This is a genomic window from Streptomyces sp. NBC_00090 (assembly GCF_045160815.1).
Lineage (GTDB): Bacteria > Actinomycetota > Actinomycetes > Streptomycetales > Streptomycetaceae > Streptomyces.
In genome coordinates this window covers 4,613,714-4,634,348 of the sequence record NZ_CP108224.1, presented here as the reverse complement: position 1 = coordinate 4,634,348, position 20,635 = coordinate 4,613,714, and the positions used below count along the sequence as shown (strand labels likewise).

The 20,635-nt window shown below is 71.2% G+C and carries 19 protein-coding genes; 12 read left to right on the top strand and 7 right to left on the bottom strand.

Annotated elements, in window-relative coordinates; all coding sequences use genetic code 11:
• Positions 1-193 precede the first annotated feature (193 nt).
• On the top strand, positions 194-1,657 hold the full coding sequence (locus tag OG361_RS20645) for an aminopeptidase P family protein (RefSeq protein ID WP_405855607.1): 1,464 nt from the start codon (positions 194-196) through the stop codon (positions 1,655-1,657).
• Positions 1,658-1,803: 146 nt separating this feature from the next.
• Here OG361_RS20645 and OG361_RS20640 read toward each other — a convergent pair whose 3' ends face one another.
• Entirely contained in the window at positions 1,804-2,295 is a 492-nt protein-coding gene (locus OG361_RS20640; RefSeq protein WP_405855605.1) for an ATP-binding protein, read from the bottom strand.
• 204 nt (positions 2,296-2,499) lie between these two features.
• On the opposite strand from OG361_RS20640, the gene OG361_RS20635 reads away from it, so the two are divergent.
• The 9 genes from OG361_RS20635 (at position 2,500) to OG361_RS20595 (ending at position 12,348) form a co-directional block, all read left to right on the top strand.
• Positions 2,500-3,279: a hypothetical protein gene (locus OG361_RS20635; protein ID WP_405855603.1), complete on the top strand. Its 780-nt coding sequence runs from the start codon at positions 2,500-2,502 to the stop codon at positions 3,277-3,279.
• Positions 3,280-3,391: 112 nt separating this feature from the next.
• Entirely contained in the window at positions 3,392-4,186 is a 795-nt protein-coding gene (locus tag OG361_RS20630) for a YcnI family protein (protein ID WP_405855601.1), read from the top strand.
• 47 nt (positions 4,187-4,233) lie between these two features.
• Positions 4,234-4,968 (top strand): SCO family protein, encoded by a 735-nt coding sequence (locus tag OG361_RS20625; protein ID WP_384569111.1) that lies wholly within the window; start codon positions 4,234-4,236, stop codon positions 4,966-4,968.
• The gene (locus OG361_RS20620; protein ID WP_384569114.1) at positions 4,965-5,417 is read left to right on the top strand and encodes a copper chaperone PCu(A)C; all 453 of its coding nucleotides are present in this window, start codon (positions 4,965-4,967) and stop codon (positions 5,415-5,417) included. The genes OG361_RS20625 and OG361_RS20620 overlap by 4 nt, the downstream gene beginning before the upstream one ends.
• Before the next feature lie 24 nt (positions 5,418-5,441).
• Positions 5,442-7,505: a copper resistance CopC/CopD family protein gene (locus OG361_RS20615; RefSeq protein WP_405855598.1), complete on the top strand. Its 2,064-nt coding sequence runs from the start codon at positions 5,442-5,444 to the stop codon at positions 7,503-7,505.
• 5 nt (positions 7,506-7,510) lie between these two features.
• A complete protein-coding gene (gene efeB / locus OG361_RS20610; protein WP_405855596.1) occupies positions 7,511-8,782 on the top strand; it encodes an iron uptake transporter deferrochelatase/peroxidase subunit in 1,272 nt (423 codons plus the stop codon).
• Positions 8,783-8,845: 63 nt separating this feature from the next.
• Entirely contained in the window at positions 8,846-9,781 is a 936-nt protein-coding gene (pheA, locus tag OG361_RS20605) for a prephenate dehydratase (RefSeq protein WP_405855594.1), read from the top strand.
• Positions 9,782-10,255: 474 nt separating this feature from the next.
• A complete protein-coding gene (gene serS, locus OG361_RS20600; RefSeq protein WP_405855592.1) occupies positions 10,256-11,545 on the top strand; it encodes a serine--tRNA ligase in 1,290 nt (429 codons plus the stop codon).
• Positions 11,542-12,348 (top strand): HAD family hydrolase, encoded by an 807-nt coding sequence (locus OG361_RS20595; protein WP_384569129.1) that lies wholly within the window; start codon positions 11,542-11,544, stop codon positions 12,346-12,348. The genes serS and OG361_RS20595 overlap by 4 nt, the downstream gene beginning before the upstream one ends.
• Positions 12,349-12,513: 165 nt before the next feature.
• On the opposite strand, the gene OG361_RS20590 is transcribed toward OG361_RS20595, so the two are convergent.
• Entirely contained in the window at positions 12,514-13,119 is a 606-nt protein-coding gene (locus OG361_RS20590) for a rhomboid-like protein (RefSeq protein WP_405855590.1), read from the bottom strand.
• 143 nt (positions 13,120-13,262) lie between these two features.
• On the bottom strand, positions 13,263-14,666 hold the full coding sequence (lpdA, locus tag OG361_RS20585) for a dihydrolipoyl dehydrogenase (protein ID WP_405855588.1): 1,404 nt from the start codon (positions 14,664-14,666) through the stop codon (positions 13,263-13,265).
• 123 nt (positions 14,667-14,789) lie between these two features.
• On the opposite strand from lpdA, the gene OG361_RS20580 reads away from it, so the two are divergent.
• Positions 14,790-15,479 (top strand): FadR/GntR family transcriptional regulator, encoded by a 690-nt coding sequence (locus tag OG361_RS20580; RefSeq protein WP_405855586.1) that lies wholly within the window; start codon positions 14,790-14,792, stop codon positions 15,477-15,479.
• Between the two features lie 146 nt (positions 15,480-15,625).
• The gene (locus OG361_RS20575) at positions 15,626-16,864 is read left to right on the top strand and encodes a CynX/NimT family MFS transporter (RefSeq protein WP_405862360.1); all 1,239 of its coding nucleotides are present in this window, start codon (positions 15,626-15,628) and stop codon (positions 16,862-16,864) included.
• A 214-nt stretch (positions 16,865-17,078) separates the two neighbouring features.
• Here OG361_RS20575 and OG361_RS20570 read toward each other — a convergent pair whose 3' ends face one another.
• Genes OG361_RS20570 through OG361_RS20555 form a run of 4 tightly spaced genes read right to left on the bottom strand, consistent with a single transcriptional unit; the run spans position 17,079 to position 20,594 of the window.
• Complete coding sequence (locus tag OG361_RS20570; protein WP_405855584.1) at positions 17,079-17,798, bottom strand: ABC transporter permease; 720 nt, start codon at positions 17,796-17,798, stop codon at positions 17,079-17,081.
• 14 nt (positions 17,799-17,812) lie between these two features.
• Complete coding sequence (locus OG361_RS20565) at positions 17,813-18,724, bottom strand: ABC transporter ATP-binding protein (RefSeq protein WP_405855582.1); 912 nt, start codon at positions 18,722-18,724, stop codon at positions 17,813-17,815.
• The gene (locus OG361_RS20560; protein WP_405855580.1) at positions 18,721-19,632 is read right to left on the bottom strand and encodes an ABC transporter permease; all 912 of its coding nucleotides are present in this window, start codon (positions 19,630-19,632) and stop codon (positions 18,721-18,723) included. The genes OG361_RS20565 and OG361_RS20560 overlap by 4 nt, the downstream gene beginning before the upstream one ends.
• Positions 19,629-20,594 (bottom strand): ABC transporter ATP-binding protein, encoded by a 966-nt coding sequence (locus tag OG361_RS20555; RefSeq protein WP_405862358.1) that lies wholly within the window; start codon positions 20,592-20,594, stop codon positions 19,629-19,631. The genes OG361_RS20560 and OG361_RS20555 overlap by 4 nt, the downstream gene beginning before the upstream one ends.
• Between the last annotated feature and the right edge of the window lie 41 nt (positions 20,595-20,635).

Below are 20,635 nucleotides of genomic sequence, written 5' to 3'. Positions count from 1 at the left end.
CCCCACTTCGGGTGAGCTCTCGCGCCGCCCCCCTTCGAGTGGGCTCTCTCGTCGCCTGCTCCGAGTGGGCTCTGCGGCACGCGCGCGTGAGCGGAACGTGACGCTCCGGTAATAGGCCTTCCGGCCCTGGGCCCCCTTCCGTACGACCGTACGATGGTGGGGGTTCAGTGTCGTACCAAGAGGAGGCAGACCCGTGGCCGAGGAGCTCACGCCGGAGACCCCGGAAGAGACGACCGAAGAGCAGGCGATCAAGCAGCGGAAGAACGGCCTGTACCCGGGCGTGTCCGACGAGCTCGCCGAGAACATGAAGTCCGGCTGGGCCGACACCGAGCTGCACGACCTGGCGCCCATCGCCCAGGCCGAGAAGACCGCCGCGCGCCGCGCCGCGCTCTCCGCCCGCTTCCCGGGCGAGCGCCTGGTGATCCCGGCCGGGAAGCTGAAGACCCGGTCGAACGACACCGAGTACGGCTTCCGCGCCTCCACCGAGTACGCGTACCTCACCGGCGACCAGACCCAGGACGGCGTCCTCGTCCTGGAGCCGGTGAAGAGCGGCCACGAGGCGACGATCTACCTGCTGCCCCGCTCCGACCGCGAGAACGGCGAGTTCTGGCTCGACGGCCAGGGCGAGCTGTGGGTCGGCCGCCGCCACTCCCTCACCGAGGCCGAGCAGCTCCTCGGCGTCCCCGCGAAGGACGTCCGCGAGCTCGCCGCCGCGCTCAAGGAGGCCACGGGCCCCGTCCGCGCCGTCCGCGGCCACGACGCCGGCATCGAGGCCGCGCTGACCGACAAGGTCACCGCCGAGCGCGACGAGGAGCTGCGCGTCTACCTCTCCGAGGCCCGTCTCATCAAGGACGACTTCGAGATCGCCGAGCTCAGGAAGGCCTGCGACGCCACCGCCCGCGGCTTCGAGGACGTCGTCAAGGTCCTCGACAAGGCCGAGGCGACCAGCGAGCGCTACATCGAGGGCACCTTCTTCCTGCGCGCCCGCGTCGAGGGCAACGACATCGGCTACGGCTCCATCTGCGCCGCCGGCCCGCACGCCACCACCCTGCACTGGGTGCGCAACGACGGCGACGTCCGCTCCGGCGACCTGCTGCTGCTCGACGCCGGCGTGGAGACCACCGAGCTGTACACCGCGGACATCACCCGCACCCTGCCGATCAACGGCCGGTACACCGAGCTCCAGCGCAAGATCTACGACGCCGTGTACGAGGCTCAGGAGGCCGGCATCGCCGCGGTGAAGCCCGGCGCCGCCTACCGCGACTTCCACGACGCCGCCCAGCGCGTCCTCACCGAGAAGCTCGTCGAGTGGGGCCTCGTCGAGGGCCCGGTCGAGCGCGTCCTGGAGCTCGGCCTCCAGCGCCGCTGGACCCTGCACGGCACCGGTCACATGCTCGGCATGGACGTCCACGACTGCGCCGCCGCGCGCACCGAGGCGTACGTCGACACGACCCTCGCGCCGGGCATGTGCCTGACCGTCGAGCCGGGGCTGTACTTCCAGGCCGACGACCTGACCGTGCCGGAGGAGTACCGCGGCATCGGCGTCCGGATCGAGGACGACATCCTCGTCACCGAGGACGGGAACGTGAACCTCTCGGACGCGCTGCCGCGCCGTTCGGACGAGGTCGAGGCCTGGATGGCCGGACTGAAGGGCTGACCTGCGCGCGTACGCGTACGTTGGAGACGAAGGGCCCCCGCCGACCGACCGGCGGGGGCCCTTCCCCGTGTCCGTACGTGCCTGGGTGGCGGCGGGTGTCCGTACGCATCTGCGTGGAGGAAGTCCGTACGCACCTGCGTGGAGGCTCACACCATCAGCAGGGACGGACCGTCCTTCCACTTCAGCATCTTGTCGAAGCTGACCACCGCGCCGCCCCGGCCGGAGCGGTTGCCGAACTGGACGTGGTCGGCGAGCTCCTCGATCAGGCGCATACCCCGGCCGTGCTCGGCGTCGTCCGAGGGGGCCGTCGGCGCCGGAGCCGACTCGGCACCGGCGCGGCCGGGACCGAAGTGGCCGGGACCCGCGCCGGGGAAGCCCGGACCCGAGTCCGCCACCTCGATACGACAGGTCTCGCCGTCCAGGTACGCCGTCACCCGGTACGCCCTGCCCGTCCCTCCGGGCTCGCCGCCACCGCCGTGCTCGACCGCGTTCGCACAGGCCTCGGTCAGCGCGACCGAGAGCTCGTACGACACGTCGGGATCGACACCCGCCGTCTCCATCGTGCCCAGCAGAAGCCGACGGGCCAGCGGCACGCTCGCAGCCTCGCGGCGCAGATGCAGTGACCACCAGATGCTCATGCTCCAGCCTCCAGGCAGCGGCTCGACATACCGATACCTATTGCCGGACGGACCCCTTCGTAAGCCCCCGAAGCCGACAAGAGCGCTCGTTCGGCGGATGCACCACCCCGGTACCCCGGTGTATGTCAGCCCGAAGACCCCCAAGAACGACCTTCCGGACCTGCCTCATGGCGCAGGTGCCCCTGGTGCGATGATGGGCCCGCCATGACTGCCCCCGCGCTCGCTCCACGGCTGCTGAGGGCCGCGGTGTTCACCGCGGTCTGCGTCGTGCTGTCCGCGCTGGGACACACCCTCGCCGCCTGTGCGGGGATCGCCCTGTGGACCCTCCTCGCCGGCTTCCTCGGCGTCTTCGGGATCACCGTCCTCTTCACCGGACGCGAACGCTCCCTCGCCTTCGTCGTCGGCGCACTCGCGGGCGGGCAGCTCGGCCTGCACACCCTCTTCAGCCTCGGACAGCGCCAACTCGCGCTGAGCCAACAGGCCGACGACGCCCTCGTACGGATGGCCGCCAAGCTGGTCTGCGGCGCGGGCACCGGGGCCCTCAGCCCCGCCGACGCCGCCAGGATCGTCACCGACGCCGGGCTCGACCCCGCCGCCGCCCACACCCACCTGGGTCACGCGACGGCCGCGGCGGCACCGACCGGCGGGCTGCTGCCCGGCCTGCCCATGCTCCTCGGCCACCTGCTCGCCGCCCTCGCCACGGGCTGGCTGCTGCGCCGCGGCGACCGCGCCCTCGTCCGGCTCGTACAACTCTCCGAACAGGGCGCGACGGAGCTCGCCGAGTACGCCCTCGTGCGCTCGCTGCGGGCCGCGCTCCGCCTCGTCCGGAACCTGCTCGCCGGACTGTCCTCGGCCCCGCACAGCGGACCCCGACAGCCCGCCCGTACGGCCTTCGACACCTCGCCGACACCGGTGACCGAGGTGCTCGGGGACACGGTGATCAGGCGCGGCCCGCCGGCCGCCGACTGCGTCCTCGCAGCCTGACGCGGACCGCTCACCAGGAGCGGGCCGCGTACGTCCGCACGCCTCAGCAGGGGTACGCCCCCTCGGCGCGCCGGATCCCGCCGTCCTCCTCCGAGCTGGAGTGTCTTCTGCCATGAGCGTTTCCCGTCGCACCGCTTCGCACGGCGCCGCCACCCGTGTCGCCCTCGCCGGCGGCATCGCCCTCTCCTCCGTCGTGCTGCTGTCCGGCACGGCCTTCGCGCACGTCAGCGTGCAGCCGCAGGGCGAGGCCGCCAAGGGCGGCTACGCGACCGTCAACATCAAGGTCCCGAACGAGCGCGACAACGCCTCCACCGTGAAGCTGGAGGTCAACTTCCCGCTCGACCACCCGCTGGCCTCCGTCATGCCGCAGCCCGTCCCCGGCTGGAAGGCCGAGGTGACGAAGAGCAAGCTCAGCAAGCCCCTGGAGCTGCACGGCAAGAAGATCAACGAGGCCGTCTCCAAGGTCACCTGGACCGCCGACGGCTCGAAGATCGGCCCCGGCCAGTTCCAGCAGTTCCCGCTCTCCCTCGGCCGGCTGCCCGAGGACACGGACCAGCTCGTGCTCAAGGCCATCCAGACGTACGACAACAAGGAGGTCGTGCGCTGGATCGAGGAGCCGAAGGAGGGCGCGGACGAGCCGCAGAACCCGGCCCCCGTCCTGAAGCTCTCCGCCGCGAGCGCCGACCACCACGGCGGCGGCGCCGCCACGCCGTCCGCCTCCGCCACCACGGATGCGAAGAGCGGGCACGACGACAAGGCCGGCGGCCACGAGGAGAAGACGGCCGCCACCTCCTCTTCTTCCTCTTCCTCCGACACCACGGCCCGGATCCTCGGCGTCATCGGCATCCTCGTCGGCATCGCCGGCGTCGCCTTCGGTGTCCTCGCCGGCCGCCGCCGCTCGGCCTGACGGCCGCACCCCACCCCACGCACTCCGAGAGAATCCGAACAAACACCATGTCTGCAGAGAAGACACCCACCCCGCGGCCCGAGGGCGGCACCGACCGCCCCGGGCGGCGCACCCCGCTGATCGTCGCCGCGGTCGCGATCGTCGCCGCGCTCGGCATCACCGCGGCCGTCGGCCTCGGCGGCAACGACGACAAGACCTCCGGCTCGGGCTCCAGCTCGGTCGCCGAGATCTCCGGCGGCAGCGACTCCACCAAGGCGGCCACCGTCCTCGACCGGCCGTTCATCAAGCCCGCGCTCGTCCTCACCGACACCAAGGGCCAGAAGTACGACCTGCGTGAGCGGACCAAGGGCAAGCCGACGCTCATCTACTTCGGCTACACGCACTGCCCCGACGTCTGCCCCATGACGATGAGCAACATCGCCATCGCCAAGAAGCAGCTCCCCAAGGCCGACCAGGACAAGCTCCAGGTCGTCTTCGTCACCACCGACCCCGAGCGGGACACCTCCGCCGAGCTCGCCAAGTGGCTGCCCGCCGCCGGCGACCCCTCCTTCACCGGTCTCACCGGCGAGTTCTCCGCGATCCAGGCGGGCGCCCGCCAGATCGGCATCGGCATCGACCCGCCGAAGAAGGAGAAGAACGGCTCGGTCGTCTCCATGCACGGCGCCCAGGTGATCGCCTTCTCGCCCACCACCGACCAGGGCTACGTCCTGTACGGCGAGGACACGACCATCGAGGACTACGCCAAGGACCTGCCGAAGCTCATCAAGGGGGAGAACCCGTGAACCGCCGCACCACCGCCCTGACCGCCGCCGTGGCGCTCGCCGCCTCGCTCGCGCTGACGGGGTGTTCGTCCGACAGCGACAAGCCCGAGCTGAAGGTCAGCGGCGCGTTCATGCCCCAGCCGGTGATGGACATGGCCGGTGGCTTCCTCACCATCACCAACGACAGCGACACGGCGGACAAGCTCACCTCCGTCACCAGCTCCATCTCGGACGACGTCACGATCCACGAGACGAAGAACCAGAAGATGCAGGAGGTGAAGTCCTTCGACATCCCCGCGAACGGCAAGCTCTCCCTCGAACGCGGTGGCAACCACATCATGTTCATGGAGCTGAAGAAGAAGCCCAAGCAGGGCGAGAAGGTCAGCATCGAGCTCCACTTCGAGAAGGCCGACCCCATCAAGGTCGACGTTCCCGTCGAGGCCGCCACCCACAACCCGCAGCAGCACTGAGCTCGTTGACGGAGTGACCCAGAGATGACAACCACCGCCCCGCGCCTCGGCACCGCCGTCGCCCGGCTGCTGATCCTCGCGGCCGCGCTGCTCGGCACGCTGCTCGCCGGCGCCGCCCCCGCCTCCGCGCACGCGGCGCTCACCGGAAGCGACCCGAAGGACGGGGCGGTGGTCGCCACCGCTCCCAGGGAGGTCAACCTGACCTTCTCCGAGCAGGTCGCCATGAGCGCCGACTCGATCCGGGTCCTCGACCCGGCGGGACGTCGCGCCGACACCGGCGAGATACGCGACCTGTGCAGCGGCTCCGTCGTCCGGTACGGAGTCGGGCTCCGCGCCGGACTGCCGGACGGCACGTACACCGTGGCCTGGCAGACCGTCTCGGCCGACAGCCACCCGATCGCCGGCGCCTTCACCTTCTCCATCGGCGCCCCCTCCGCCACCTCCGTCGCCCTGCCCGAGCCGAACGCCGGCGGCGGACTCGTCGGCGCCCTCTACGGCATCGCGCGCTACCTCTCGTACGCCTCCTTCGCCGTCCTCGTCGGCGGCGCCGCCTTCGTCCTGGCCTGCTGGCCGCGCGGCGCGAGCGTCCGCCCGGTCCAGCGGACCGTGGTCCGGGGCTGGCTGACCCTCACCGGCGCCACGCTGGTGATGCTGCTCCTGCGCAACCCGTACACCGGCTCCGGCGAGCTCTCCGACGCCTTCGACCTGGCGGGCCTGAAGTCCGTCCTGGAGACCAAGACCGGGGCCGCGCTCACCTCCCGTCTGCTGCTGCTCGGCGCCGCCGCGCTCTTCGTCGCCGTCCTCTTCGGCGCCTACGCCCGGCGCACCGACCCGAAGGAGAAGAAGGACCTCGCCTTCGGACTCGGCCTCGGCGGCACCGTCGTCGCGGCCGGGATCGCCGGTACCTGGGCGCTGGCGGAACACGCCTCGACCGGAATCCAGCCCGGCATCGCCATGCCCGTCGACATCCTGCACCTGCTCGCCGTCGCCGCCTGGCTGGGCGGACTCACGGTGCTGCTCGTCGCCCTCTACCGGGCTCCCTCCGTGGAACGCTCGGCGGTCGAACGCTTCTCGAAGGTCGCCTTCGGCTCCGTCGTCGTCCTCGTGGCGACCGGTGTCTACCAGTCCTGGCGCCAGGTCGGCTCCTGGTCCGCGCTGACCGACACCCGCTACGGGCAGCTGCTGCTCGTCAAGATCGGTCTGATGGCCGTGCTCCTCGGCATCGCCTGGGTCTCGCGCCGCTGGACCCAGCGCCTCGCCGACCCGACACGTACCGAGGAGCCGGACGCGACGGAGGACGCGGGCGAGCCGGAGAAGGCGAGCCAGGCGGACGAGGCGAGCCAGGCGGGCGAGGCGGGCGAGGCGGAGGCTCTCGTGGCCGTCCGCGCCGACCGCGCCGACCGCGACGCAGATGCCAACGCCGAGGCCGACGCCAACTCCGACGCCGACGCCACACCCGACACCACATCCGACACCACATCCGACTCCGAGCCCGACCCCGAGCCCGACCCCGAGCGGGCCGCCCAGCTCGCCCGGCAGCGGGCCGCCGTCGCCACCGCCCGGCGCAAGCGGGAGCGCGACGCCGACCCCGAGCGGGCCGGTCTGCGCCGCTCGGTGCTGACCGAGGCCGCCGTCGCCGTCGTCCTCCTCGCCGTGACCACCGTCCTCACCTCCACCGAGCCGGGCCGCACCGAGGAGGAGGCCGGCCGGACCGGCTCCACCTCCGGCTCGGCCGCCGTACCCGACCGGCCCGTCGACATCCGGCTGCCCTTCGACACCGGCGGCGTCGACGGCAAGGGCGTCGTCCGTCTCAGCCTCGACCCCGGTCGCACCGGGGCCAACGCGCTCCACCTCTTCGTCGAGCGCCCCAACGGCAAGCCGCTGGACGTGCCCGAGATCAAGGTCGCCTTCACCTTGGAGGCCAAGGACGTCGGCCCGCTGCCCGTCGCCCCCGACCGCATCCAGACCGGACACTGGAGCGCGAGCGGCGTCCAGATCCCGATGCCCGGGGAGTGGAAGATCCAGGTGACCGTCCGCACCTCCGACATCGACCAGACCACCATCGACAAGAACGTGAAGATCGGCTGACCCTCGTGACCGAGAGCGACAACGTAGAGATCTCCCGGCGGCGCCTGCTCGGCACCGTCGGCGCGGCGGGCGCGGCCGGACTCGTCATCGGCGCGGCCGGCGGCGCCGGCATCGCCGGGGCCGTGTCGGGCGGGGATTCCGGCTCCGCCGCCGGCGCCGGCGGCCCGCAGGCCCTGACCACCGTCGGCGCGACCGAGGTGAGGTTTCACGGGAAACATCAGGCCGGCATCACCACCCCTCTCCAGTCCCGCGGCCATCTGATCGCCTTCGACCTCGCTCCGGGCGCCGGCCGCAAGGAGGCCGTCGCCCTGATGCGCCGCTGGTCGGCCACGGCGAAGGAGCTGATGGCGGGGAAGCCCCCGGCCGAGGACACGGGCATCGCGCTCGACGCCGGTCCCTCCTCCCTCACGGTCACCTTCGGCTTCGGCCGTACCTTCTTCGACCGCACCGGACTCGTCCCGCTCCGGCCCTCCGAGCTCGACCCGCTGCCCGCCTTCTCCTCCGACGCCCTGGACCCCCGGCGCTCCGAGGGCGACTTGTGGGTGCAGATCGGTGCCGATGACGCCCTCGTCGCCTTCCACGCGCTGCGGGCCCTGCAGAAGGACGCGGGCGACGCGGCGCGGGTGCGCTGGCAGATGAACGGCTTCAACCGCTCGGCCGGTGCCACCGCGAAGCCGATGACTGCGCGCAACCTCATGGGCCAGGTCGACGGGACGGGCAATCCGAAGCCCACCGACGCCGACTTCGACCGGCGGATCTTCGTCCCCTCGGGTGCCAGTGGTGTCCGGGAGTGGATGGCCGACGGTTCGTACGCGGTGGTGCGGCGGATCCGGATGCTGCTCGACGACTGGGAGAAGCTGCCGCTGGACCGGCAGGAGAAGGTGATCGGCCGCCGGAAGTCCGACGGCGCCCCGCTCACGGGCGGCAGCGAGACCACCGAACTCGACCTGAACAAGCTCGGGCCGGACGGGAAGGCGGTGATCCCGGACAACGCCCACTCCCGGATCTCCGCCCCCGAACAGAACGGCGGTGCGGCGATGCTGCGCAGGCCCTTCTCCTTCCACGACGGGATCGGGCCGGACGGGACGCCGGACGCCGGGCTGCTCTTCGTCTGCTGGCAGGCCGACCCGCTCCGGGGCTTCGTCCCGGTGCAGCGCAAGCTCGACCGGGGCGACGCGCTGTCCACCTTCATCCGCCACGAGTCCAGCGGCCTCTTCGCGGTCCCGGGCGGACCCGCCGAGGGCGAGTACGTGGGACAGCGGCTTCTGGAGTCGTAACCCCGTTCGAGCAGGTGGCTCGGGCGGGCGGCCCGGGCCACCGGCGACCATTAGGGTGACGGTATGTCCGCCACCCGGTACACGTATCTCGGCCCCGAGGGCACCTTCACCGAGGCCGCGCTGCGCACGCTGCCCGAGGCCGCGACGCGGGAGCTCGTCCCGATGGTCTCGGTCCCGGCCGCGCTCGACGCCGTACGGAACGGGGAGGCCGCCGCCGCGCTCGTACCGATCGAGAACTCGGTCGAGGGCGGGGTGACCGCGACCCTGGACGAGCTCGCCTCCGGCGAGCCGCTGATGATCTACCGCGAGGTGCTGCTGCCGATCGCCTTCGCGCTGCTCGTGCGGCCCGGGACCAAGCTGTCGGGGATCAAGACCGTCACCGGCCACCCGGTGGCCCAGCCGCAGGTCAGGAACTGGCTGCGGGCGCACCTGCCCGAGGCGGTGTGGGAGTCGGCGGCGTCCAACGCGGACGGCGCCCGGCTGGTCCAGGAGGGCCGCTTCGACGCCGCTTTCGCGGGTGAGTTCGCGGCGGCGACGTACGGTCTCGAGCCGCTGGTCACCGAGATCCACGACGCCGAGAACGCCGAGACCCGGTTCGTGCTCGTGGGCCGGCCGGCCCGTCCGGCGGCTCCGACCGGTGCGGACAAGACGTCCGTGGTGCTGTGGCTGGGTGACGATCATCCGGGTGCCCTCCTCGAACTGCTCCAGGAATTCGCGGTGCGCGGCGTGAACCTGATGCTGATCCAGTCCCGTCCCACGGGAGCGGGGATCGGGAACTACTGCTTCGCCGTGGACGCCGAGGGCCATATCTCGGACCGCCGCGTGGGCGAGGCGCTGATGGGGCTCAAGCGGATCTGCCCCAAGGTCCGCTTCCTCGGCTCGTACCCGAGGGCGGGCGTCGAGGTCGAGGACGTGGCGGCGCTGCGGCGCGGGACTTCGGACGGGGAGTTCATGGCGGCCTCCGACTGGCTGGCGAGGGCCCAGGACGGTCGGGCCTGACCCGATACTGACCGACCGCTCCCGCCGCCGGGGGCGGTCGTCCACAGGTACGAACAACTAGTCCTACCTGCATACTTTTCAGTTACCCACAGAGGTTATCCACAGGGCTCGGCTCGACCTGGGGACAAGTCGACATCACAGTCCGACATGGTCGACAAATCGGCCCACTCACTCCACATCCGTTCACAGTGCACCGAGGACGCCCTCGTCACCGCCATTCCCGAAATCAACTCTTTGGAGCGAGTAATTCCCACCCAAATGAGTGGGCAAATGGTGTTTGATCACGGAATTGCCAGGCCCGGGGCGGGGAATCCGCACGGTCTTCCCCGTAATCCACAGAACTTCCACACAGCCTGTGGATAACTGAATGCGGCGCCTCGCCGGCCATCTTTCCCAGGGCCCCAATTCGGGCAAAACAACACGCGTGACGTTATCCGGTGGGGTCGCGCAAGCGGGCACCGGTAGCCTGGTGGGGTGATTGACCTTCGCCTGCTCCGTGAGGACCCCGACCGTGTTCGCGCCTCCCAGCGCGCCCGTGGAGAGGACGTCGCGCTCGTCGACGCCCTGCTCTCCGCCGATGAACGGCGCAGGTCGTCCGGCGTCCGCTTCGACGAGCTCCGATCCGAGCAGAAGGCGCTCGGCAAGCTGATCCCCAGGGCCACCCCCGAGGAGCGCGCCGAGCTCCTGCAGAAGGCGGAGCAGCTCAAGACCGACGTCAAGGCCGCCGAGGCCGAGCAGAACGAGGCCGACGAGACGGCCAAGCGGCTCCTGCTCCAGTTCGGGAACATCGTCCACACGGACGTCCCGGTCGGCGGCGAGGAGGACTTCGTCGTCCTGGAGACGCACGGCACCATCCGCGACTTCGCGGCCGAGGGCTTCGAGCCCAAGGACCACCTGGAGCTGGGCGAGGCACTCGGCGCCATCGACGTCGAGCGGGGCGCCAAGGTCTCCGGCTCGCGCTTCTACTACCTGACCGGCGTGGGCGCCCTCCTGGAGCTCGCCCTGGTCAACGCGGCGATCGCCCAGGCCACCGAGGCCGGCTTCATCCCGATGCTGACCCCGGCGCTGGTCCGCCCGCGCGCCATGGAGGGCACCGGCTTCCTCGGCCAGGCCGCGGAGAACGTGTACCACCTGGAGAAGGACGACTACTACCTCGTCGGTACGTCCGAGGTGCCGCTCGCCGCGTACCACATGGACGAGATCATCGACGCCGACAAGCTGCCGCTGCGGTACGCGGGCTTCTCGCCCTGCTTCCGCCGCGAGGCCGGCACGTACGGCAAGGACACCCGCGGCATCTTCCGCGTCCACCAGTTCGACAAGGTCGAGATGTTCTCGTACGTCGCGCCCGAGGACGCGGAGAACGAGCACAAGCGGCTCCTGGACTGGGAGAAGCAGTGGCTGACCGGCCTGGAGCTGCCGTTCCAGGTCATCGACGTCGCCACCGGTGACCTCGGCTCCTCCGCCTCCCGCAAGTTCGACTGCGAGGCCTGGATCCCGACCCAGGGCAAGTACCGCGAGCTGACCTCCGCCTCGAACTGCAACAGCTTCCAGGCCCGCCGCCTCTCCGTCCGCATGCGCGACGAGCAGGGCGGCAAGAAGACCGTGCAGCCGCTGGCCACCCTGAACGGCACGCTGTGCGCCGTACCGCGCACGATCGTGGCGATCCTGGAGAACCACCAGCTGGCCGACGGTTCGGTCCGGGTGCCGGAGCTGCTCCGGCCGTACCTGGGCGGGCGCGAGGTCCTGGAGCCGATCGCCAAGTGAGCCCCTTCCCCTACCGCCTGGTGGCGACGGACCTCGACGGCACGCTGCTGCGCGCCGACGAGTCGGTCTCGGACCGCACGCGGGACGCGCTCGCCGCCGTGACCGAGGCGGGTGCCGCGCACATCGTCGTCACCGGCCGGGCGGTGCCCTGGACCCGGCACATCCTCGACGACCTCGGCTACGAGGGGATCGCGGTCTGCGGACAGGGCGCGCAGGTCTACCACGCCGGTGAGCACCGGCTGCTGACCTCGCTGACCCTGGACCGGCAGCTCGCGGGGCTCGCCCTCTCCAAGATCGAGGCGGAGGTCGGCCCGCTCTCGCTGGCCGCCAGCCGCGACGGCCTGGAGGGCGAGGTCCTGATGGGCCCCGGCTACCAGGTCCACGAGGGGCGCCTGCCGTACGTCCCCTACGAGGACCCGGCGGAGCTGTGGGCGGCGCCGCTGACCAAGCTCTACCTCCAGCACCCGACGCTGAGCGACGACGAACTGACGCGGATCGCCCGCGACACGGTCGGCGGGCTCGTGGACATCGTCATGGCGGGACCGGGGGTCGTGGAGATCCTCCCGCTCGGCCTGAGCAAGGCGACGGGGCTCTCCCTGGCCGCGCGCCGGCTGGGTGTGAAGGCCGCGGAGACGATCGCCTTCGGCGACATGCCCAACGACATCCCGATGTTCGCCTGGGCCGCCCACGGCGTGGCGATGGGCAACGCGCACGAGGAGCTGCGGGCGGTGGCGGACGAGGTGACCTCGTCGAACGAGGACGACGGCATCGCGGTCGTCCTGGAACGCCTGCTGTCCGCCTGAGCCTCCTGTCCGCCTGAGCCTCCTGGACACCGAAGGCTTCCTGGACACCGAAGAAGGCCCGCTCCCCTGAGGGAGCGGGCCTTCGACGTTCACGGCCTCGCGCGGACGCATGCCCACGCGCTCGAAGCGGCCGCTTCCGGGAGATCCCCCGTTTCCCCCGCACGACTAGTGTGCGCCGGGTCGCTGTTCGTGAGCGACTGGTTTTCCGCGGGTGAGCGGATAGCAGGCGAGACCGATCGCCAGCGAGATGGCGTGCCCGAGGTCGGTGTACGTGCGGCCCGTCACGAGCGGTACGAGGAAGAAGGCGACCGCTCCCGCGAGGTAGAACCAGCGCCAGGGGCGGGGCAGCCGGTAGGTCAGGATGCCCGCCGCGGCGGCGAGCCCGTAGCTGACCCCGATGTCGACGACGTGCGCCATGCTGCGCGGCACGTCGTGGTCCCGGATGGCCACCAGGACGACCTGCTGGCTGATGAGGGTCGCCGCGATGTGCGCCAGGGCGACGGTGAGAAGCCACTTCGGTGTGCCCAGCCACCGCTCCACGGGGGCGTGGAAGATCTCGAAGAGGAGCGCGTAGAGCACCAGGTCGGCCGGGTTCTCGATCCAGAACGCGCTGCCGAGCAGGGCCCGCATCGGGTGGTGCGCGAGCTGGTAGAGGTTGGAGCTGTTGCGGTGGAGGAGATAGGTCTCCAGACCGTCCGGGGAGAGCGCGATGACGAGGCTGGTGATCGCGATGACCAGCAGCCAGACATGCGTACCGGGTGACGAACACACCCACGACCGGATCGGTCGGGACGGTTCGCCACCCGGAAGGCTCTCGCCACCTGGAGAGGTGTCGTTGCCCGGTGAGGGGTGGCTCCCCGGAGGGATTTTATTCGGCACCTTTCAGTGCCTATCACCCCAAGGTGGGAGAAACCTCAGAAATTGATCATGTGTCCGGCAATGCCGTGGATCGCTTCCTTCACGGCCTCGCCCAGCGTCGGGTGCGCGTGGACGTTCCTCGCGACCTCGTGGACCGTGAGGTCCCACTGCTGGGCCAGCGTCAGCTCGGGCAGCAGCTCGGTGACGTCGGGACCGATCAGGTGGGCGCCGATGATCTCGCCGTACTTCGCGTCGGCGATGATCTTGACGAACCCGGTGGCGTCGCCGAGGCCGTGCGCCTTGCCGTTCGCCACGAACGGGAACTTGGCGACCTTGACGTCGAAGCCCTTCTCGCGGGCCTGCGCCTCGGTCCAGCCGAAGCTGGCGATCTGCGGCTGGCAGTAGGTCGCGCGCGGGATCATCGGGTAGTCGAGCTCCATCGTCTCGGCGTCCCCGATGGTCTCGGCCGCGATGACGCCCATGGCCTCGGCGGTGTGCGCGAGCATCAGCTTCGCGGTGACGTCGCCGATGGCGTAGATGTGCGGCACGGAGGTGCGGCAGCGGCCGTCGACGTCGATCGCGCCGCGCTCGGTCAGCGCGACACCGGTGGCCTCCAGGCCGTAGCCGGTGACGTTCGGGGCGAAGCCGATGGCCTGGAGGACCTTGTCGGCCTCAAGGACCTTCTGGACGCCGTCCTTGCCGGTGACGGTGACGCGGACCTGCGGGCCGGACTCGTCGATGGCCTCGACGCGGGTGGAGGTCAGGACGTCGATGCCGAGCTTGCGGTACTGCTTCGCCAGCTCCTTGGAGACCTCTTCGTCCTCCAGCGGGGCGATCCGGTCGAGGAACTCGACGATCGTGACCTTGGTGCCGTAGTTGTTCAGCACGTACGCGAACTCGATGCCGATCGCGCCGGCGCCGGCGATGATGATCGACTTCGGGGCGTCCTCGGCGAGGATCTGCTCCTCGTACGACACGACGCGCTCGCTGCGGGCGGTGCCCGGCAGGAGCCGCGGGGTCGCGCCGGTGGCGATGATGCAGTTGTCGAAGGTGATCGTCTCCGAGGTGCCGTCCGCCTTGGCCACCTGCAGGGTGTTCGCGTCGAGGAAGGTACCCCGGCCGTTGAACTCGGTGATCCCGTTCTTCTTCATGAGGAAGTGGACGCCCTTGACCCGGCCGTCCGCGACCGAGCGGCTGCGGCGGTAGGCGTCGCCGTAGTCGAAGGTGACGGTGCCGTCGACCTTGATGCCGAAGGTCTTGGCCTCGTGGTTGAAGATGTGGGCGAGTTCGGCGTTGCGCAGCAGCGCCTTGGTGGGGATGCAGCCGACGTTCAGGCAGACACCGCCCCAGTACTTCTCCTCGACGACCGCGACCCGCTTGCCCAGCTGGGCGGCGCGGATGGCGGCGACGTAGCCGCCGGGGCCAGCTCCGAGTACGACGACGTCGAAGCGGTCTGACATGACTGACTCCCGAGGGTGGTGAGGGTGTTCGGTCCGCGTACGGCCCCACAGTAGTCCGGTGCCCCTCGAATGCTCAGTTGTAGGATGACTGGGCAACCGGGCGAATCGAGAGGTCGGAACAGCATGGCACTCAAGGCGGCGGGACGGACCTCGCTGGTGGACTCCGTCGTGGAGCAGCTGCGTGCGCAGCTCGCGGACGGGGAGTGGGCGGTCGGCGACCGCATCCCGACCGAGCACGAGCTCGCGCAGCAGCTCGGCGTGGGCCGCAACACCGTCCGGGAGGCCGTCCGGGTCCTCGTCCACGCCGGCCTCCTGGAGTCCCGTCAGGGCAACGGCACCTTCGTCAGGTCGACCGCGGATCCGGCCGCCGTGCTCCACGGCGTACGCCACGCGGGCGCGGCGGACGTGCTCGAACTGCGGGTCGCCCTGGAGGCGGAGGCCGCCCGGCTCGCCGCGGTACGCCGGGACACCCACGACCTGCTGCGGCTGCGGGCGGCCCTGACCACCCTGCGGGAGGAGGGCGACCGGGACGCGGACGCGGACCTCGCCTTCCATCTGGCGATCGTGGGCGCGACGCACAACGCGGCCTTCGTCGAGGTCTACCGCTTCTTCTCCACGCAGGTGCACGAGGTGCTCGTGGAGGCGCTCGGCGACCGCGAGATGCCACCGGTCGACATCGACGCCCACGAGGCGCTGGTGGCGGCCGTCGAGGCGGGCGACCCGGAAGCGGCCGAGCGCCAGGCCCGGGAACTGCTGCGACTCCCGATGGAGACGGTCGCCGCGCTGACGGACGGGACGGGCCGGAACCGGTGAGCACGGAGATACGTACGGCGGACGGGCCCCGCACCGAGGGGGCGGCCCTCCTGCCGGCCGGCGCCGAGGGAGCGGCGGCCGACCTGCTGGTCGAACCCGAGGGCCCGGCCCGCCTGCTGGTCGAACCCGTGGGACCAGCTCGCCTGCTGGTCGACGCCGAGGCCGGGGTCCTTCGGCCGGCCGGAGGCATCGCGGCCCGGCGGGCGCTGCTCGCGCACCCGGCGGTGCTCCTGATCGGCATCGTGCTGGCCTCGCTGAACATGCGGGTCGCGCTGGCGAGCGTGGCACCCCTGGTGGGCGAGATCTCCGCCGCCTTCGGTCTCTCCTCGACGGCGAGCTCGCTCGTCACCTCGGTCCCCGTGCTGTGCCTGGGCGTGGGCGCGCTGGTCGCGCCGTGGCTGGGGCGCCGCTTCGGCGCCGAGCGGGTGCTGTTCGCCGCGCTCCTCCTGCTCGCCGTCGGCATCCTCGCGCGCGTGCTGCCGTCCGTGTACGCGCTGTACGGCGGCGGGGTCCTCGTCGGTACGGCGATCGCCCTGCTCAACGTGCTGATGCCGGGCCTGATCAAGCGGGACTTCCCGGACCGGGCCGCGGCGATGACCTCCGTCTACACGGGCGCCCTGATCGCGGGCGCGACGGTGGCGGCCGCGGCCGCGGTACCGCTGGAGGAGGCTCTCGGCGGCGGCTGGGAGGCCTCGCTCGGCTTCTGGTCGCTGCTCGCCGGGGTCGCGGCCCTGGCCTGGCTGCCGCAGGTACTGATCGCCCGCGGCCGTACGGGCCACGCGGTACGGGCCGCCCCGGCCGGCGGCGCCCGCCCGGTGCGCGTCTGGCGCTCACCGCTGGCCTGGCAGGTGACCCTGTTCATGGGCTGCCAGTCGCTCTGGTCCTACGTCCTGATCGCCTGGATGCCGACGATCTTCACCGACCACGGGATGAGCCGCTCCGCGGCCGGAGTGATCTTCGCCTTCAATACGCTCACCCAGATCGTGGGCGCCTTCGCCGTGCCGCTGCTCGCCGGCCGGATGCGGAGCCAGCGCCCCTTGATCGTCCTGGTCACGACGCTGGTCGCGGCCGGTTACGCCGGCCTGCTCGTCGCGCCGGTCGCGGGCGCCTGGCTCTGGGCGGCGCTGCTCGGGGTCGGCCAGGGTGGCGCGCTCGGCCTCGCCCTGACGCTGATCGTGCTGCGCTCGGGGGACGCGGTGACCGCGTCCCGGCTGTCCGGGATGGCGCAGACGGTCGGCTATCTGCTCGCAGCGGCGGGCCCGCTGGCCGCCGGCGCCCTGCACCAGGCCACCGGCTCCTGGGACCTGCCGGTCTCGCTCGTCCTGGGCGTCTGCGCGGCGGCCCTCGCCGTGGGCCTGCCGGCGGCCCGGAACCGCACGGTCTGAGACCGGTCCGACCTGGCCGGTGGTGCGCGGCCTCAGACCGGTCCGCCCTGGCCTGAGCCGCGCTGCCTCAGGCCGGGGCGACCCGTCCGGGACCGCGCTGTCCGGGACCTGGCCGGGGGCGTGCGGTGGGGGAGTGGGGGTGGCGGTACGGCTCCGGGAGGGGGCTCCCGGGGCCGGGCGACGAGCCTCGGAGCCGTACCGCCGTCGTGTCGTCCTACTCCTCGCCCGCCAGGGTCAGCGTCCGCAGCTTGTGGCCGGCGAACCAGGTCGCCGCGACCGTGACCGCCACGAGGAGCACCGTCGCCGTGGTGAGGCCGACCTCGGAGTCGATCAGGCCGTCACCGGTGACCTTCTCCGCGAGGGCGAGCGCCCACTGCTGGACGCTCAGGGTCTTGGCGCCGGAGATCAGGGAGCCGAAGAGGGTTTCCCAGACCAGGGCGTAGACGAGCCCGATGACCACCGCGTGCCGGCTGACCGTGCCGAGCAGCAGGAACAGCGCGCTGTAGGCGATGGAGGCCACCAGTGCCGCCACCGTGTACGCGACCGCCACCTGCTGGCCGTTGCCGTTGAGGATGAAGCCGGCGATCAGCGTCGGCACCGCCGAGAAGACCATGGTGACGGCGATCGCCACGATGAGCTTGGTGAAGATGATCGTGGGCCGCTTCACCGGCTTGGAGAGCAGATAGACGATCGAGCCGTCGTCGATCTCGGGCCCTATCGCGCCCGTGCCCGCGATCACTCCGATCAGCGGCACCATCGTGGCCAGCGCGAAGCCGCCCAGGACATCGGCGGCGACCTGGTCGTCCGCCCCGTTGAAGCCGCGCACCGCCGCGGCGATGAGCACCAGCATGGCGGGGAGCAGGAAGAGGATCATCGCCCGCCGGCGGCCGAGGAGGGCCCGGTAGGTGAGCCGGGCGACTGTGGGGTTGTACATCGGTCAGACTCCTTTCAGGCCGCGACGAGGTACGAGAAGACCGATTCGAGGGACTCGTCCGAGGGCGAGACCGTCAGGAGACGGATCCCCCGCTCCTTGGCGACCTTCGGCAGCAGTTCCGTGAACCGCCCGAAGTCCACCGCCTGGACGCGCAGTCCGCCCTCCACGTGGTCGACCTCGATCCCGGCCGTGGACGGGTCGGCGATGAGCGCGGCGGCCAGCGCCCGGTCGTCGCTGGAGCGGACGAGATAGCGGTGCGGCCGGTCCGTCATGAGCCGGCGGATCTTGCGGAAGTCGCCGGAGGCCGCGTGCCGTCCGGCCACGATCACCTCGATGTGCGAGGCGAGCTGCTCGACCTCCTCCAGGATGTGCGAGGAGAACAGGACGGTGCGTCCCTCCGCGCCCATCCGCCGCAGCAGGTCCATCAACTGCATGCGCTGACGCGGGTCCATGCCGTTGAACGGCTCGTCCAGGAGGAGCACGGACGGCTGGTGCACGAGGGCCGAGGCCATCTTCACGCGCTGCCGCATGCCCTTGCTGTACGTGGAGATCTTTCGGTCCTGGGCGTACTCCATCTCGACCGTGGCCAGGGCCTCCTGGGCCTCCTTGGCGCCGAGGCCCTGCAACTCCGCGTTGGCCACGACGAACTCGCGGCCCGTGAGGAAGTCGTACATCGCCTCCCGCTCGGGGACGACACCGATCTGGCGGTAGACGGACTCGTTCCCCCAGATCGTCTGTCCGTCGAGCGTGACGCTGCCCGTGGAGGGGTCGAGGAAGCCGCCCATCATGTTGATCAGGGTGGACTTTCCGGCGCCGTTGGGGCCGAGGAGGCCGGTGACGCCAGGGCCCACCGCCATCGTGACGTCGTTCACGGCCACGACGTTTCCGAACCAGCGGGAGACGTGGTCGATGTGGAGCGTGGTCACAGCCCGACCTTTCGGTAGCGGCGCATCAGGATGCCGTACGAGCCGGCGATGAGCGCGAGGACGACCAGCACGTAGATCACGCCGACACCGGCGCCCGGGCCCGCGCCGTCGGGGAAGGCGCTGGGCGCGCCGAGGAAGGCGGTCTGCACGCCGGTGATGAGAGTCATCGGCGAGAAGAGCCCGAGCCACTGGATGGCGCCCTCGTTCTCCGTCGCGTAGGCGATGCCCATGAGGGTGGAGACCGCGCCGTACGAGACCGTCAGTACGGCGATCACGGCGGCGACGCCGAAGCCCCGGCGCGGCGTGAGGGCCGCCATGACGAGTCCTATGCCGCCGAAGAGCAGCGAGAGCAGCGCCACCGAGACGAGCCCCTGGCCGAACATCGCCGTCTGATCGGCGAAGTCCATCTTGGCCAGCAGCGAGCCGATCCAGAGGATCAGCAGCGGCGAGGCGGTGAGGACGAAGAGCGCCGAGGCCATCGCGCCGAACTTGGCGAGGACGTAGTCCGCGTGCTCGATCGGGCGGGAGAAGTACAGCGGCACCGTCCTGAACCGGAGGTCCCGGGATACGGACTGGGGCGCCTGCGAGGCCAGGTAGATGCTGATGACGACCTGGAGGTAGATCGCGTACTCGGTGTACTCGATCGAGAGCTTGGACTGCTTCCCGACCACGGCGACCGCGACGATGATCAGCGCCGGGACGCACATCACCGCGAAGAGCAGCATCGGCAGCACCTTCGACTTGGCGCTGCGGCCGAGGCCGTAGGCACCGCGCAGGGACTGCGAGAAGAGCGACCGGCGCGCGTAGGCCCGGCCGAGGCGCGGTCCGCCGTACGACCGGTAGCCGATGTTGTGGATCTGCGTCGTGTCGGGAGCGGCCTGGGAGGGGTGGGGCAGCTGGGTGCTCATCGGGCCGGCACCTCCTCGTGCCGCGGGGGCGTCTCGGGCCGGAAGACCTCGGCGATGTGGTGACGGCGCTGCTCCATGCGGACGAGACCGAGGCCGAGACCGGCGACGGTGTCCCGCACGAGGTCGTACGTCTCCTCGCCGGCCGCCTCCAGGAGCAGGATGTGGCCGGCGCCGGGCAGGCCGTCCTCCACGCCCGCGTGGAGGGTGACTCCCGCGTCGGTGAGGGCCGAGCGGAGCGCCGCCGTGCCGTCGGGGTGGGTGTCGGAGTCGGTGACCTCGACCGCGAGCGTCGTGGTGGTCCGGGTGAAGTCGCTGGTGGAGCTGGAGCGGAGCAGCCGCCCGCCGTCGATGACGACGACGTGGTCGCAGGTGCGCTCCAGCTCGCCGAGGAGGTGCGAGGTCACGAGGACGGAGATGCCGAAGTCGGTCCAGACGCGGCGGATCAGCCCGAGCATCTCGTCGCGGCCGACCGGGTCGAGGCCGTTCGTCGGCTCGTCGAGGAGGACCAGCTTCGGGTCGTGGACGAGGGCCTGCGCGAGCTTCACCCGCTGCTTCATGCCCGTCGAGTAGCCGCCGATGGGGCGGTAGCGCTCCTCGTACAGGCCGACGTGGCGGAGGGTGTCGGCGGTCCGCTCCCGGGCGGCGGTCGCGGGCAGGCCCGACATCCGCGCCATGTGGACGACGAACTCGGTGGCCGAGACGTCCGGGGGCAGGCAGTCGTGCTCGGGCATGTATCCGACCCGCTCGCGGATCTCGGCGCCGGAGGTGCTGACGTCGAGGCCGAGCACCTCGGCGCGGCCCTCCGTGGCGGGGGCGAGTCCGAGCAGGATCTTGATCATGGTGGACTTGCCGGCTCCGTTGGCACCCACGAGTCCGGTCACACCGGGCCCGATGTCCAGGGAGAGCCGGTCAAGAGCGGTCACCCGGGGGTACCGCTTGCTGAGGCTTTCGGTCGCGATCACAGTCACGGTACGACCGTAGTGGCGTGCACCACAGCGGTCGT

Excerpts from the sequence above, each read along its gene's own strand:
- OG361_RS20640 (WP_405855605.1), bottom strand. The coding sequence starts at position 2,295 with ATGAGCATCTGGTGGTCACTGCATCTGCGCCGCGAGGCTGCGAGCGTG.
- OG361_RS20635 (WP_405855603.1), top strand. The coding sequence starts at position 2,500 with ATGACTGCCCCCGCGCTCGCTCCACGGCTGCTGAGGGCCGCGGTGTTC.
- OG361_RS20630 (WP_405855601.1), top strand. The coding sequence starts at position 3,392 with ATGAGCGTTTCCCGTCGCACCGCTTCGCACGGCGCCGCCACCCGTGTC.
- OG361_RS20625 (WP_384569111.1), top strand. The coding sequence starts at position 4,234 with ATGTCTGCAGAGAAGACACCCACCCCGCGGCCCGAGGGCGGCACCGAC.
- OG361_RS20615 (WP_405855598.1), top strand. The coding sequence starts at position 5,442 with ATGACAACCACCGCCCCGCGCCTCGGCACCGCCGTCGCCCGGCTGCTG.
- pheA (WP_405855594.1), top strand. The coding sequence starts at position 8,846 with ATGTCCGCCACCCGGTACACGTATCTCGGCCCCGAGGGCACCTTCACC.
- lpdA (WP_405855588.1), bottom strand. The coding sequence starts at position 14,666 with ATGTCAGACCGCTTCGACGTCGTCGTACTCGGAGCTGGCCCCGGCGGC.
- OG361_RS20580 (WP_405855586.1), top strand. The coding sequence starts at position 14,790 with ATGGCACTCAAGGCGGCGGGACGGACCTCGCTGGTGGACTCCGTCGTG.
- OG361_RS20570 (WP_405855584.1), bottom strand. The coding sequence starts at position 17,798 with ATGTACAACCCCACAGTCGCCCGGCTCACCTACCGGGCCCTCCTCGGC.
- OG361_RS20560 (WP_405855580.1), bottom strand. The coding sequence starts at position 19,632 with ATGAGCACCCAGCTGCCCCACCCCTCCCAGGCCGCTCCCGACACGACG.